General features: G+C 49.8%; 11 protein-coding genes. 4 read left to right on the top strand and 7 right to left on the bottom strand.

Going from position 1 to position 15109, the window contains the following annotated elements; all coding sequences use genetic code 11:
- Positions 1-377: 377 nt before the first annotated feature.
- The 3 genes from QJ48_RS12980 to QJ48_RS12970 all read right to left on the bottom strand — a co-directional run bounded on the left by QJ48_RS12980 (position 378) and on the right by QJ48_RS12970 (position 4335).
- Entirely contained in the window at positions 378-1097 is a 720-nt protein-coding gene (locus tag QJ48_RS12980; RefSeq protein WP_054973996.1) for a 3-ketoacyl-ACP reductase, read from the bottom strand.
- A 206-nt stretch (positions 1098-1303) separates the two neighbouring features.
- Positions 1304-3628, bottom strand: a complete 2325-nt coding sequence (locus tag QJ48_RS12975) for an ABC transporter permease (protein ID WP_054974034.1) — start codon at positions 3626-3628, stop codon at positions 1304-1306.
- A 2-nt stretch (positions 3629-3630) separates the two neighbouring features.
- Positions 3631-4335, bottom strand: coding sequence for an ABC transporter ATP-binding protein (locus tag QJ48_RS12970; RefSeq protein ID WP_054973995.1), 705 nt, complete (start codon positions 4333-4335; stop codon positions 3631-3633).
- Between the two features lie 246 nt (positions 4336-4581).
- Between QJ48_RS12970 and QJ48_RS12965 the strand changes: the two genes are divergently transcribed.
- Genes QJ48_RS12965 through QJ48_RS12955 form a run of 3 tightly spaced genes read left to right on the top strand, consistent with a single transcriptional unit; the run spans position 4582 to position 6512 of the window.
- The gene (locus tag QJ48_RS12965; RefSeq protein WP_054973994.1) at positions 4582-4950 is read left to right on the top strand and encodes a GntR family transcriptional regulator; all 369 of its coding nucleotides are present in this window, start codon (positions 4582-4584) and stop codon (positions 4948-4950) included.
- 7 nt (positions 4951-4957) lie between these two features.
- The gene (locus QJ48_RS12960; protein ID WP_054973993.1) at positions 4958-5827 is read left to right on the top strand and encodes an ATP-binding cassette domain-containing protein; all 870 of its coding nucleotides are present in this window, start codon (positions 4958-4960) and stop codon (positions 5825-5827) included.
- A gap of 1 nt (position 5828) precedes the next feature.
- A complete protein-coding gene (locus QJ48_RS12955; RefSeq protein WP_054973992.1) occupies positions 5829-6512 on the top strand; it encodes a hypothetical protein in 684 nt (227 codons plus the stop codon).
- Between the two features lie 176 nt (positions 6513-6688).
- On the opposite strand, the gene QJ48_RS12950 is transcribed toward QJ48_RS12955, so the two are convergent.
- Both QJ48_RS12950 and QJ48_RS12945 read right to left on the bottom strand, forming a co-directional pair.
- Positions 6689-8512 carry a glycerophosphoryl diester phosphodiesterase membrane domain-containing protein gene (locus QJ48_RS12950; protein WP_054973991.1) on the bottom strand — a complete coding sequence of 608 codons (1824 nt, stop codon included), beginning with the start codon at positions 8510-8512 and terminating at the stop codon, positions 6689-6691.
- Positions 8513-9150: 638 nt separating this feature from the next.
- Positions 9151-11748 carry an adenosylcobalamin-dependent ribonucleoside-diphosphate reductase gene (locus QJ48_RS12945; protein ID WP_054973990.1) on the bottom strand — a complete coding sequence of 866 codons (2598 nt, stop codon included), beginning with the start codon at positions 11746-11748 and terminating at the stop codon, positions 9151-9153.
- Between the two features lie 398 nt (positions 11749-12146).
- On the opposite strand from QJ48_RS12945, the gene dat reads away from it, so the two are divergent.
- Complete coding sequence (gene dat, locus QJ48_RS12940) at positions 12147-12998, top strand: D-amino-acid transaminase (RefSeq protein WP_054973989.1); 852 nt, start codon at positions 12147-12149, stop codon at positions 12996-12998.
- A gap of 22 nt (positions 12999-13020) precedes the next feature.
- Here dat and QJ48_RS12935 read toward each other — a convergent pair whose 3' ends face one another.
- Together QJ48_RS12935 and QJ48_RS12930 are read right to left on the bottom strand one after the other, a co-directional pair.
- A complete protein-coding gene (locus QJ48_RS12935; protein WP_054973988.1) occupies positions 13021-13866 on the bottom strand; it encodes a biotin/lipoate A/B protein ligase family protein in 846 nt (281 codons plus the stop codon).
- Positions 13867-13916: 50 nt separating this feature from the next.
- Positions 13917-15008 (bottom strand): hypothetical protein, encoded by a 1092-nt coding sequence (locus tag QJ48_RS12930; protein ID WP_054973987.1) that lies wholly within the window; start codon positions 15006-15008, stop codon positions 13917-13919.
- Positions 15009-15109 lie beyond the last annotated feature (101 nt).

The raw sequence follows: 15109 nt of genomic DNA, 5'->3' as shown, positions 1-15109 counted from the left end.
GTTCCCCAAACGGATCTTATGGAAAACGTAATCGCCCACGGGTTCGCCCTGGCCCCTGTTATTCGAAAACAGCGGCAAGCAACATCGGCTGCCGCCCAAAGTATCATTCAGGGCTGTTCCGTCAGCAGGTGTCATCGGTTCTTCATCTCCTCTCTTTGTTTCTGCAAATCTACCCTCGTGAAAATGAGTTCCAATAAAAAGAGGGATTTTAGAAATGTTTTCCCTATTACTCTACTATAGTCCAAACCATGTATTTATTTCCATAATTAATAATAAAAAAACAGAGCCCGCAAACCCGCGAGACTCCGTTTTGTATAACATATTCACCATTTCGAAGATACGGACTCCGCATCATACCGCGGTCACCGCGACCAGATCTATTGCGGATTGGTCGTCCAAATCCCGGCGTTTTTGATGAAAACACGTGCCGGCAGCTTCAACGTGGCGAGCACAAGTTCCGCTACGTCCTCCGGCTGCATCATGCGGTCTTCGTCACCGATTTTGAGGCCGGCGTTCGTTGCGAGTTCGGTGTTGACCGTACTTGGCGTGAGCGCCGTTACGCGAATGTTGGATTTGCGGACCTCCTGCATCAGCGCTTCCGTAAAACCCATCACCGCATGCTTGGACGCACAATAAGCGGAGCCGGTCGCGAAGCCCCGCTCTCCAGCCGTGGACGAGATGTTGATGATACTGCCGCTCGCTTGCGCCAGCATCGTCGGCAGCGCGGCACGAGTGACATAATAAGTACCCATCAGGTTCGTTTGAATGATGCTCTCCCATAACTCGGGTTCCATATCGGCCACGGTGCCGAACTGTGCGATCCCTGCATTATTGATCAAAATGTCAAGTGAACCAAGGCTGCTAATTAGCGATCCGACGGCTTGCTCGGCCTCTCCTCGTTTGGCAATGTCTGCGGCTGCGGTATATACTTTGACGCTATATGTACTTTCCAGCTCCGCGCGAAGCGATTCCAGATCGGACGAAGTTCTGGCCGTCAGACCGAGATTAACTCCTTCTTTGGCAAGCTCCACGGCGATCGCTTTGCCGATGCCCTTTCCCGCTCCGGTAATAATCGCTGTTCTATTTTTCAAATCCATGATAACCTCTCCTCATTGATATAATGGCTGCATACTTCGTCATGATCCCCAGTTTTTCCATTAAGCATGCAGAGTGATTATTATGTTATATTGTATCACTAAAATCAAGTTCTCACATTTTTCGTAACCTTTTATATAAATGAGCACGCAGTGCTATGGACGACTACAATCCACCATACATTGGATAAGTTGGGCCGAACTCCCCATTATTCTATACTTTTTAAGGATTCAATCATATTGATTTGGGTTACTTTTCTCCTAAGTAGCAGGTTTGCCAGAATGGTAAGTAAGAATGCAAGAATAACAGCTGCCAGCAATACGAAAACGTTTAATTGATCCGGGATTTGTTGATGGGCGCTAGAGAGCGCCTTTACAATAATGGTATACATATAGCCACTAATCGGTAAAGCAACAATTACCGCAAATGTGGTTAGGATGATGTTTTCAAAAAATATGAGTCTGTTGATTTTATATTTTGCATAGCCTAATACCTTAAGTGTGGCAAGCTCACGATTCCTTTCATAAATGTTTATGGAAGATATCGTATAAATGGCGCCAAAGGAGAGAATGACGGCACAAATGATAAACATGATAAAAACAAAGCTGTTTTGCTTCACAATATACTGAGCTGATTTCTTAAGATCGTTCTTATCTGTAATCTTATCTACGTGAGGATCTTGCTCAATAAAGTTACGAACGCTTACAAGATCTGCAGAGCTATTGGCTTCAACTAAAAGCGAGGATGGATTGTAGTCTATGCCAAAGCTATTTAAGTAGGCTGGCGTGCTATAAAACGACGGATTCGAATACTGGGTAGATATATTTAAAACCTTCATTTCGATCATCTTATTTTTAAACTCCGGTGCTGTGAACTTGATCTGGATGAGATCCCCTTCTACAATATGGTATTTGTCGGCGTAAGATTTGGGCACCAAGACCCCGTTATTCTCCAGAAATAGTTTATTGTTATTTTCGTCAAAGAAATGAATGAGATTGTTTTCTTTTTCAGTAACCGTTAAAGTGGCCTTTTCTTTTTTATCATCTTTGATGAATTCAACAGGAAAGGCAGATAGATGAAATTTTTGTTTAATACCGGAGGGGAGGTTTGACGCATCGGAAGATGCTCCTATCGCATAATCTACTCTTAAATCATAAGCATAAACCTCTTCAATCTGGTCAGCCACTTTTAGCAAAGCCGTGTGCGTGCCGAAGGCAGTTATCAATAAAACCGTGCTTGCAACAACACCAACCGAGCTCACGAAAGCTTTTTGTTTATTCAGCAGTATATTTCTTAAAATCAGTTTGTAACTGTAGGAAATACGACTCCAAAGACCCGGAATTCTTTCGATGAGAAGCATTTTCATCTTCTTTGGCGGTTTAGGACGCATAGCTTGAGCCGCACGTTCTTTTAATACGGTTCTGCCGCTTAAGTAACACGAAAGAAGTCCAAAGGCACTAGAGAATAGAATGGGAGGAAGGATCGAATACAAATCAAGGGCGAATTTTATTCCTGGCAGAGAGTAAGCCCTAGAACTCGACGCAGTTACTAAAGGAATAAATACAATAGCGGCTATGGAGCAACCTAGAATTGAGCCTATAATCCCTACCAGCAAAGGGTATCCCATGTAATGAAGCATGATCGTCCTGTTTTTTACACCCAAAGCCTTCATAATACCTACTTGATTTCTTTGAGAATCGATCATCCTCGACATGGTAAGGAACAGGATAATAGCTCCTATCAAAAAGAGAACGAAAGGGATAACCTTGCTCATCAAGTTATTATTATGGATCGTTTCCGTTAGTTTCGAATAACTGAAAGTCCTTTCTTTACTTACTTGGTTTAAATAGGAAAGCAGTTTGGAATGTGCTTCAATGGATTTGCCTAATTGGTCAAGATCGTAGCCTTCTTTGGCATCAATCAGGACTTCATTGTAGGAAAAGCTGTCTACCATTTCAGGGATCGCCTCTTCGGCCATATAAGCTATTCCGTAGGTTTTATGGTCTTGTATTTCGTTCTTTTTGGCATATTCAACATTCTCACACAAACCGCTGATCGTAAAGCTGTAGTCTTTTTTATTCGAACTTATCCTGATTTTATCGCCGACACGAACCTGATGTTCTTTGGCATAATGGGAATCTAATAAGATCTCATCTTTTTTTGACGGGATTCTGCCCTCCACCATAGTAGGCGTATTGATTTCATTGTTCACTGGGATCGAATGCATTTTAATTGAAGCTTTATACCCTTCAAACGCTTGCGTGGCGTCCAACGTATAACGTCCTTCTATTTTATTTATCCCTTCAATTTTGCTTAATCCGGCCACTTCATCTTTGGAAATTTGACTGTAATACACGTTCAAATCGCTTAAATTATGTTCTTTAAAGTATGCCTTCGTATAAGCGCTAAGGGTATCACTATACGTGATAAGCCCCGCATAGAAAAAAGCTCCTACTGCAATAACCGAAACAATGGCTATGAATTGCCCTATCGATTGTCTAATATCCCTTACTAATTTTAGTAATAATTTCATCATCACCACTCAATCCCTTCCACACTTTGTTTTTCATCATTAAGTGTCACGCTTTCTATCCTTCCGCTTTTCACCTTAATAATTTTATCGGCCATCGGAGCGATTGCGGAATTATGTGTGACCAATACAACGCATTTTTTCGTTTCCCTGTTCAAATCTTGAAGAAGCTTTAAGACGGATTTACCGGTAACATAATCCAAAGCTCCTGTTGGTTCATCACAGAGCAAAAGTAAAGGATTTTTGGCGACAGCTCTAGCGATTGCCACTCTTTGTTGTTCTCCTCCGGAGAGCTGGGAAGGGAAGTTTTTGATTCGATCCTTTAATCCGACTCGATGTAAAATATCTTGAGCATCCAGATGGTTTTTACATACTTCAGCGGCAAATTCAACATTTTCCAATGCGTTTAAATTCGGAATCAAATTGTAGAATTGAAAGACAAAACCAACCTTCTCACCGCGATATTCGGTTAATTTTTTTTCGTTGAATCTTGTTATTTCTTGATCGCCGACAAACACTTGGCCTGAGGTAGCCGTATCCATACCGCCAAGGATATTCAAAATCGTACTTTTACCGGCGCCGCTTGCGCCCAAAATAACGACGAATTCCCCTTCTGAAATAGAAAAATCAACACCGTCAAGCGCCTTGATTGGCACTTCTCCTATTTTGTATTGTTTCGTTACTTTTTTGAATTCGATTAACTTTTTCACTTTTTACATCTCCTCGTATAACAATTATTGAAACTTCGTAAGTTCTCATTTGCCAATTTTTCTTCGCTTAGCATACTAGTATGTTACTAATGTAGCATACTATAATGCATGCTCAAATCATTGTCAATAAAATACTGCCCGATTCGCCCCCCTCTTCTCGATCGAACGATCGGTTATTGACAATGGTTTGCATATAAATTATGGTATGCTGGATGGATAACATACCGATACACTGAAGGTGGGGCAATGAACATCACTTTCGACGATAAGCAACCTATTTTTCAACAAGTAGCCAACATCATTGAGGACGATATTCTGAACGGCACTTTCCGTGTGGACGAGCAAATTCTTTCTGTGGCGCAATTTTCTCAACTGTTTCAAATTAATCCGGCGACCGTAGTGAAGGGGATCGGCCTGCTCGTCAATGAAGGTATCCTGTATAAAAAAAGAGGCCTTGGTATGTATGTCGCGACTGAAGCGAAGCAGAAGATTCAGATGAGGCGAAGAGATCGTTTCTACAAGGAACTGTTGTCCAATCTGCTGAATGAAGCCGATAAGCTCGGGCTGACAACCGAAGAGATCATGGACATGATCAAACAGTTGAGAAAGGAATGAGCAAACCGTGAGCATAGCATTGACTTGCGGCAATTTAAACAAAAAATACGGTCGTACATACGCATTGCGGAATCTGGATCTGCAGCTCGAGGAAAACGTCATTTACGGCTTGCTCGGGCGAAACGGCGCCGGCAAAACGACGTTGCTTAACATGATCGCAGGCGGAATCTTCCCGAACTGCGGCACAATCGAGGTAAGAGGAAAAAAGCTGGGCAAAGGAGAACTTCCGAAGGATTTCTGTTTCGTACGCGAGAAAAACAAACACTTCGGAGGAGCGCGGGTTATCGAGGTTTTGCAGTTTGCTGCGAATTTTCATCCAAATTGGGACTGGACGTTCGCTCACGAGCTGCTCGAGACGTTTCGGCTTGATCCGCACAAAAAAATCAGACAGCTATCAAGAGGCACGGAATCGCTCGTAGGAAATATCATCGGTCTGGCCAGCCGGGCATCGCTGACGTTATACGACGAGCCGGTGCTCGGACTCGATGTCTTGATGCGGGAAAGATTTTACAAGGCGCTTCTGGAGGATTATGCCAATCACCCTCGCACGATTTTACTGTCTACGCATTTGATTGACGAAATCGCCACAGTCGCCGAAAAAGTTTACATTATTGAAGCCGGCTCCCTCCTGCTTCATGATGAAATGGATCGGATACGTATGGCAGCTCATCTGATCCGGGGAAATTCGGAAGCGGTGGCTTCGTTTACAGCCGGAAAGCGAGTATTATATACGGAAACCTATGGCCGCGGCACACTTGCCGCTATTTACGAAAAGTTGGACGATGGGGACATGCAACAGGCGCGCGAGATGGACATTTCGATTGAAAATCTGACACTTCAAAAGTTTTTCTCGTATTTGATCGAAGGAGGTCACTAAATTGGGCGCATGGGCCGTTCATTTAAAGGCAACCTATTTGCAAATGAGGATTTACATCTGGGGCGTCATTATTCTTATCCTGCTTGGAAGGCTGGCAGAATTCATTGTTAGCCTCTTTATAGACAGCAGCCAAAATACCATCCTTTCGGACGGCAACATGCTAATCCTCATTTTGCTCCTTATCGCTATCGTGCTGCCGCTCAGTTATTACAAACGCATCGTACATTTGGGCGCAAGCCGAGAGCAATATTTTAAGGGACTTCAATTCGTCTTTGCCATCTGGGCAGCAGCCATCGCTTTGTTCAATTCTTTATGGTTTGAGCTTGAAGTGGGCGTGATCCGGAATTATACGAATACCGTTGATCTGATTGAAGCGTTTCATTGGGTTGACTTTGGCTTGGCAGGTTCTTTTCTTTACCAAACCGCCTTTTATTTGATGGTGATGGCGCTTCTGAGCATGCTGATCTCCGGTTCCTACCACCCTGTCGGTTGGCTGCTGTGGGCGCTGCTCATTGCGGCGATCCCGATCGGAACGGCGATTCCTTCGCTGCGCGTTCATGTCGTCTTTTTTTTCAAAGCACTGTTATTCAACAGCTCGCTGCCGGCGGGCGTCGGATTTAATCTTATACTTTATTTCGTTTTCGTGGCCGGTGGCTGGCTTTTTACCAGGGGAAGAACGCACTAAAACCAGACGCAAAAGAGTGCAAGGAGCCGCGGTCAATATCGGAGCGGACGAGCAACGTTCCAAACGAAAGAAAGCCCACTCGTGAGGTGAAGTGGGCTTTCTGGCTGTCAAGAGCTATGTCCTTGACACAACCTGTCCGCAATACGCGCCGCCGCCCCCTGACTTCCGTCTCCTGTTTAAATCCGCAAGATGTTGAGCCACCTTAGGAGGGGAACAAGATATCCGCTGCGCAGTTCTTCCACAACGGAGATCGCATCTTCCGGATAATCCGTAATGATCCCGTCAACCCCCATGCCGATAAATCGTTCCATACTATCCCTGTCGTTCACCGTCCATACATAGATCGGTTTGTTATGCAGCTTGGCCGAAGCGACAATCGATTCGTTGACCATATATTCTTCCATCACGACAAAATCGGCGCGGATCTGTCCTATATCGGGGACTCCGGCGAACATGATGAAGCCGACCTGAAGCGTCGGCTCCGCGGCTTTGATCTTTTGCACGATTTCATAATCCAGCGATTGCACGACACAATGCGTCTGAAAATCATTTTCGCGAATGGTCTTAATGAACGTATTTACTAAATTACGTTCTTTTCCGTGCGTTTTTACTTCAATATTCAGCTTGATTTTTCCGCGAGCGGCGTTCATTACTTCCGCAAGACTGCTGATTTGGCTTGTGAAATTCCCTTGTTTCACTTCCAGCTTCCGTAGTTCAGCCATCGTCAGATCGTACACTTCCGTGTCGCTGCCTGTCAGTCTTTTCAGATTGGTGTCGTGAATGACTGCGAGCTCCCCGTCCTTCGTTTCCAATATGTCGATTTCCGCATAATCCGCATGGGCGTCTATAGCACCTTGCATCGCTTTGATCGTATTCTCGGGGCCTTTCGAAATATAGCCGCGATGGGCCATCACCGTTACTTTTTGATCGCTTGGCTGGATATCGCTGAGGGCCGGAACCAGAACGAGTGCCGTTGCGAAGGCGATGATCAGTCCGAGTACGATCAGCTTTCGTTTATGCTTGTGAAACAGACCGCAGCTTTGGTAGGAGCGGTTTTCAATGGCACTCCAGTTGGGCATTTGCAGGACGGTATGATCCGGGTCCGCTTTGGCTATGTAGATTCTGGTGAGCGTTGTAATGTAAAGCGGCGTTACAAACAAGGTAGCAAGGTACAAAGAAATGACGGCGCTCTTCGATACGATGAACCACGCAATTTCAGCAAAAGCTGTCTCTTGAGGCAGCACGATATAAATGAGAATCACCGCGGCCAGAATCAAGACAACGACGACTGCAAACAAAAGAGAAATGCACAGCAGCACCACAAACATTCGGATATAGCTTTTTTTCAGGATAGCTGCGCTTTTTTTAGCGGCTTGCCGGAAGCTGCTTGTTCCCTCAATGACGATTACATGAAGCAGGAAGATCCACCGGATATTGAAAAAGGTCATGACGGCGAACAGCCCTATATAGAGCAGCGTGCCCCAGCCCGTTTTCAACAGCTCTCCCGAAATAAAATTCGGAATTTGCAGGGTAGGCAACAGGGTGGATCCGCCGCCCGAACTTAGCAAAGGGAGGACCAGCAGTAAGTAAAAGGCCCAGCCAACAAAGCCATATTTGAAAAGCGACGGAAGATAGGCCACGGATTGCAGAAATGCCGGGGTAAGCCCGATTCTTTGTTTCTTTTGCCCGTAGTACGAAATGATCACCAAAACCGAAAATTCCAAAAATATCAATACCGTAGCGGCCGGAATCAAAATAAGCATGCATAGTAAACCGTATCGGCTCACAACGAAATTCAGCAGCTCATAATTCGTCGCACCGACATATCCGCCCAAGCGGAGAAGCCTGTGGAAAATGAAAGAAATCGCCGGAATAAATATGAATAGCGTGAGTGCCTTATACAACAGCTCGAAAATGAAAACTTGCCTGTAAGTAAAAGCCAGTGTATTGAAAATATCGGCAATCAGCTTATGTATGGGGGTTTCCTTGGCATTGCTCATGTTCTGTACCTGCTTTCAATAGGAAATGTAGAATCGCCGCGCGGCTAGGGCGAAGTTTTCCAACACACAAATGGTTTCAAAAATCCCTTGAATTTCATCCTAATTTTCCACGTTTGGGAGGCTTTCTACAAACATTTTGAGAAAGCTAACAAATTGACCGCCCACAGCCTTGATTTGCCTCATAAAAGGCAACTATAACGTCGAATAACTCGAATGACAATAGATTCATCTCTTCAAGAAGGAAGCGAACGGATTCGAGCTGTACTGAGCCGATATCACAATCGGCAGGTTTGGGATTCAGACCGTCTCCGCCGATTTAATCGCTGCAGCACGTCGCCGAGCACGACACGGGCTGTGGTCGGGCGCGTCCACGGTGGACGTGCAGGTCTACTGCACCCAGTAGTCGCTGACCGGCCACCTGCTCTACAACGCGCTGGTCGTCAAGGACACCGACATGGAGCAACTCGCGCGGCGTCTGACGCTCGCGCTCGACACGGTCGCCGTGACCCCACATCCCCGTCCTCGCCATCCACTCGTGTCTGGTAGTGTGATCCCTTGACCCGTCCCTAGACCTACAACGGTCCGCCAACAACAACAACAACACAACACACAAAAAAGAGGCCCGAGGGCCTCTTTCCCTAGCTGCAGCGGCTGTATCCGCAGTTGCTGCAATTTTTACAACCTTCGCTGTTAATCAGCGAAGCCGAGCCGCAGGACGGGCACAGGTCAAGAGACATGGCCGCGCTGCGTGTTACCGCGTATTGAGCGGTCGTTTCCATCACGACCTCCTGCGTGGCAGTGATGTAGTCATCCGCGCTATGGGAGAAATCGCCGTGCATTTCGAGCGCCTTGGCGACAGCGTCGGCAATCGATTCGACGCGGTTCGCGCCGAAGCCGATCGCGCCGGAGCCTCCGATGCCCTTGAGGTGCTTGATCAGCAGCTGCACCTTGTTGCCATGATCGCCGTAGCGCAGGAACAGCGAGCAGACGCGTCCGAGCGCTTCGGACATCGCGAAGACATCGGAACCCGCTTTGCCGACGTTCAAGAATATTTCGCTCGGGCTGCCGTTCATATCGTTGATCGTAATGTAAGCCATCCCGAACGGGGTGTTGAATTTATACGTCGCCCCACGCAGAGCCTGCGGCCGGCGCTTGTATTCCTTGTCGAACACCTGCTCTGTCTTGGCGTCAATGTTGACTGCCAACGATTGGGACAGGTTGGTAAGAGAGTTCTCCTCGCCCGCAGCGGATGGCTCGGCTGCCACCGGTTGTGCCGCCGGCTTCGCTTCCGCAGCCTTCTCTTCCTTCTTCTCCGTGCTCAGCACCTGCACGTCGCGGCTGCCGTCCCGATAGATCGTCACGCCTTTGCAGCCCAGATCGAAGGCAAGCTCGTACAACTGCTTCGTTTCTTCAACCGTAAAGTCGGACGGGCAGTTCGCCGTCTTGGAGATCGAGCTGTCCACCCATTTTTGAATGGCGGCCTGTGCGCGAATATGATCTTCCGCGGACAAATCCATGGCCGTTACGAAATAGTCCGGCAGCTCTTCGTTCGGATGCCGATCCTTCCATTCCTGAGCGATCGGCACGTACTGCTTGTCGAAGCCGAGACGGCTTTGACGGTAGTACTCGAACGCAAAGTACGGCTCGATCCCCGTCGAGGTGCCTACCATCGTTCCCGTGCTGCCTGTCGGCGCTTGGGTAATGACCGTGACGTTGCGCATGCCCTTCTTCTGGATGGTGGCGCCCACTTCCGGGAAGACGGACGTCATATGCTTCATGAAGCCGCTCTGCAGGAACGGTTCCGCTTGGAACTGCTTGAAGGAGCCTTTCTCTTCCGCGATATCGGCAGAAGCCAAGTACGCTTCCTTCGCCATGAAACCGTACAGCTTATCTAGGAATTCGAGCGATTCCGGACTGCCGTAGCGGATGCCCAGCTTAATCATCAGCTCGGCAAGGCCCATGGAGCCGAGTCCGACACGGCGCTCGCCCTGTTGATTCACCCGGTTTTGTTCGAAGTGATACGGCGTTTTGTCAATAACGTTATCCAGGAAACGCGTGGAAAAACGGACGACCTTCGCAAGCTCGTCCCAAGCCACATCGTGATTATGCTCGTCGTAAAACTTGGACAGATTGATCGCGGACAGATTGCATACGCCCCATGCCGGCAATCCCTGCTCGCCGCAAGGGTTCGTGCAGATGATAGGGTTGAAATACCAGCTGTTGGACATCTGGTTATAGTATTCCATGAACACGACTCCGGGCTCCGCCGATTTCCATGCGGATTCGATAATCGTATGCCACACGTCGCGCGCTTTGACCGTGCGGTAATGGTTTATTTTTTTGCCGGTCTTTCTCCACTTGTCCAAATCGCCGTCCCACAGCTCGTCATATTCGGGGTCGGTCGTATCCGGATAGACCAATTCCCAATCCAGATCCTCTTTGACCGCCTTCATAAAGCCGTTGCTGACGCATACGGACAAGTTGGCGTTTGTGATCTGGCCCATCGTTTGTTTCACGGTAATAAAATCGACCACATCCGGATGCCAGTCGTTGATCATCAGCATCAGCGCGCCGCGGCGGCTTCCGCCCTGTTCGATCAAGCCGGTCGTATAGCTGAACAGTCCGCCCCATGACACCGCGCCGCTCGAAGAACCGTTGACGCCCTTGACAACGGAACGCCGCGGACGAAGCGAGGACAGGTTAATACCGACGCCGCCTCCGCGCGCCATAATTTCCGTCATTTCGGACAGCGTCGCCATGATGCCTCCGCGGCTGTCATGCGGGGACGGGATGACGTAGCAGTTGAACAGCGTCAATTCGTCGCTTGCGTCCGCTCCTGCGGCGATCCGTCCGCCGGGCACAAGCTTCCAATCGTCGAGCACGTAACGGAACTTGTCCGTCCATTCCTTGCGTTTCTCCGGAGTTGCTTCCACGGAAGCCATGGCAGCGGCCAAGCGGTCCCACATTTGCTGCGGTGTTTTTTCCAGCGTCAGCGTCAGCTTCTCGACGGAGGAATCGACAACGTCTCCGCTCCGCAGCTTGACTTTGACCCGGTTTCCTTGACGTTCAATGACTTCCCCTACTTCCTTGGCCGGAAACTTCGGATCGTCCTTCGTCAGCACCAATACCGTATCTCCCACTTTCGTATTGCGGGTATCGGCATCCTTCATCGCATAACGGTCAAGAAATATTTTTTCGCTTAAGCCTTCCAATTTGGTCTGCTGCACGGTCTTCAAAACAACAACCTCCCGGAAATATTTTCAAAGATCAATCACAATATCTGGTATGCGAAATTCATTATACAATACAATATATTGTGTTACGAATAGGCAAAAAGCGGATTTAACGGCGTAGTGTGGAATACAAGCCCGCTAGCTTCTTTTTTCGCGGTCAGGCTCTCTTTTTCGTTGACGAAATCTTCATCTTTTTCGACAAAGCCGACCCTAAGTTGACGGAAAATTGGAACTATGTACGCTCAAAAACAAGTTGAACCTAACCTTGAAAATCCGTCCTTTGCTTCGTTTTGACAATGAATCAGCCGATTGTTAGTCTAGTAATAGTATAACCGAATTCAACAGCATTATCAAACGTATGTTCCCATTTCCAAAACCTACATGACACGGGAGGTGTACCCATGACTCCGATTTACCTGATCCAAGACACACTCGTTCCCAAGGAAGAAGTTCGCGTCTCGCCGGACGACCGCGGGTACTATTTCGGCGACGGCATCTATGAAGTATTCCGCGTCTACGGAGGCAAATTATTCGAAGCCGAGGCGCATTTCAAACGGCTGGAGCGCACGGCGGCCGCCGTCCGCATAGACCTGCCCGCTGCCTCAAGCGAATTGAAAAAGCAGCTGGAACAATTAATCGCCGCCAACTCGCTGATAGAAGGTACCGTCTACCTCCAAATTACCCGCGGTACAGCGCCCAGAGCCCATGCACTTCCCGCTCAAGCCGAGCCTGTCCTTATGGCTTATACGACCGAGGTGAAGCGTCCAGTTCACATGATGCAGCAGGGCATCGCGGTCGTCACGATGGAGGATATCCGGTGGCTGCGCTGCGATCTGAAGACGCTTAACCTGCTGCCCAACACGTTGGCGAAGCAGTACGCGCTCGATCAAGGCGCGGACGACGTCGTTTTGCATCGCAGCGGATTGGTCACGGAGTGCAGCGCCTCCAACGTGATGATCGTGAAAGAAGGCGCGATCATTACCCATCCCGCCGACAACCTGATCCTGCACGGGATCACGCGCGCCGTCACGCTGCGTCTGGTACGCGAGCTCGGCATCCCGGTTGCCGAAACGCCGTTCACGCTGGAGGATCTCCGGCATGCGGAGGAAGTGTTCGTCACCGGTACGACCATTGAAGTAACGCCCGTCATCTCTGTCGACGGCATTCCCGTTGCCTCGGGCAATCCGGGTCCGGTCACACGCCGCCTGCAGCAAGCCTTCGAGCAGGCCATTACCTCCTGCATCCCTCAATAAATATCAAAAAACCTTCGGAGCGCTATCTCCGAAGGTTCCACTCTTCATTGCCGTATTTTTCTTCCGCCAGCCGTTCCGCCAGCTCCTGCTCGTACGTGGTCAGCTCTCCCGGAACCAGCTTTACGCCCAATCCCTCAGCCATGCCGGCCAGAAACGCTTCTTCCGTCTGCGCCAGCCCAGCCGGCGATTGTCCGACGCTGCGAAGCAGATCGTTGATCGCGACTGCCTTCCGCAAAAATTGCTGCTTCATCCGTTCCATGATCCGTTCGTTCTTGAACCTCAGCAGCCGGAACAGCTGATCCGCATCGAGATCGAGCAAAATCGACCCGTGCTGCAGCACAACGCCCTTCTGCCGGGTCTGCGCGCTGCCGGCCACCTTGCGCCCCTCCACGACAAGCTCGTACCAGGAAGGCGAGTCGAAGCAGGCCGCCGAGCCCATCGACTCGTACTTGCTCTTGTCCTCCTCGCTTTCGAGCTGTACCATATCGGCCGCCAGTCCGAGCTTGCGGAACCCGAGCAGCAGCCCTTCGCTCAGTATCCGATACGCTTCCGTCACGCTTCGCGGAATGCCGGGATAGTCCTCGGACACGATGATGCTGTACGTCAGCTCCTTGTCATGGAGTACCGCCCTTCCTCCGGTCGCCCGGCGGACGAAGCCGATGCCTTCGCGCTCCAGCGCATCGAAATCGATCTCTTCCTTCGCCTTCTGAAAATAACCGATCGACAGCGTCGGAGGATTCCAGCCGTAAAACCGCACGGTAGGCGGCGCCGCTCCTTCACCGTGCGCGGTCAGTATCGCTTCGTCTACCGCCATATTGTAAGCCGGCGAACCATAGCCGGACCGAATCCATCGCCATTCCTGCGTCATCCGCGATCCCTCCCTTTTTCTGTCGCAACCGGCCGTAAATCCGGCTCACTTTACCGTTTAACGGCCAAGCATTTTGCCGCCCGCAAACCGGGAACCTGCATCTCCCGGCCGGGTTGATCCGCCCCGCCGGGCTTCACGAACGCAATCGCGCCGTCTTCCCCGAGCGCTACAAATTCGTCCCCGCTCTTATCCAGCGCCACCGGCCGGTGATCCCAAGCCAGATGCGTCTGCTTGCGCGTTTTTAAGTCCAGCACAGACAACGGCTTCTCGATATCCGGATGAGCTCCGGTCGCATCGAAGCGCGCGATCAGCATTTTCCCGTTCAGCGCTTGCATTGCGTACGAGTACGGCCGGGTATTGGAAACAAAATTGTGCGTCAGCTCATAAGGCTCCTGCTGCGGGTCCCAGCGGTAAATTTTATTCGACCATTCGGTCTTGTTACGCTGCGAAATCATTATATATAGGTCGCCGCCGGAATCGGCTTCCACCTGGTCGAGCGGATACCGCCGGGCCTCGGCAATGAGCTTGCCCCATTCCCCCGTCTCCAAGTCGACCTTATACACATTCGAGCTTGTCGCCGCATTGTTCGACGTCACAAGCCACAGGTCTTTGCCCCGTCCGGTAAGGTCCTCGATGCCGCCCGGCAGCGTCCATTCCTTGAGCCACTTGTGTTCCTTCAACTGATAAATGCCGACCTTGGCATGGTCGCCGTCTTTCTGCGCCGATTTATCGGCGGAAGCGAGAAACATCAGGTCCCCGTAAATGTAGCTGAGCTTGGGCGAGAAGCCCGGCGTCGGATACATCGTGAAGCTGTCACTCCTGCTGTCCCGCAAGTAAAAGCCTCGGGACGCCTTCGGATCGGACGGCGGAAATACGGTGATCACCATATGCTCTCCCGTATAGCTGAGCGAACTGACCGGCTGCTCCGTCTGCAGCACTTCTCGGGCCTCGTTCGTTTTGCTGTTGACGCTGAATACCCGGTTATCTCCGGCTACGAGCAGATCGCCCGTCTCATCTATAGCTTTGGACGCTTCCGCATCAACCGGCGTCGTGCGGGGCTTGGCGTCCGAACCGAAGATAGAGCATCCGGCGCAGGCCGCAGTCAACAGAAGCGCGAGGCAGATACGAAAGCGTCTGCTCAAAGATAGCTCTCCCTTTCTTTACCGTCCTGTCACCGCGGAAATCGAGAGCCCGGCATCCGTCAGCCAGGCCCCATCCCTTTCATCATATAGCATTGCCGGTT

The organism is Paenibacillus sp. A3, assembly GCF_001399685.1.
Taxonomy (GTDB): Bacteria; Bacillota; Bacilli; order Paenibacillales; family NBRC-103111; genus Paenibacillus_G.
The sequence above is the reverse complement of the archived record's forward strand: the minus strand, read 5'-3'. Positions and strand labels throughout refer to the sequence as shown.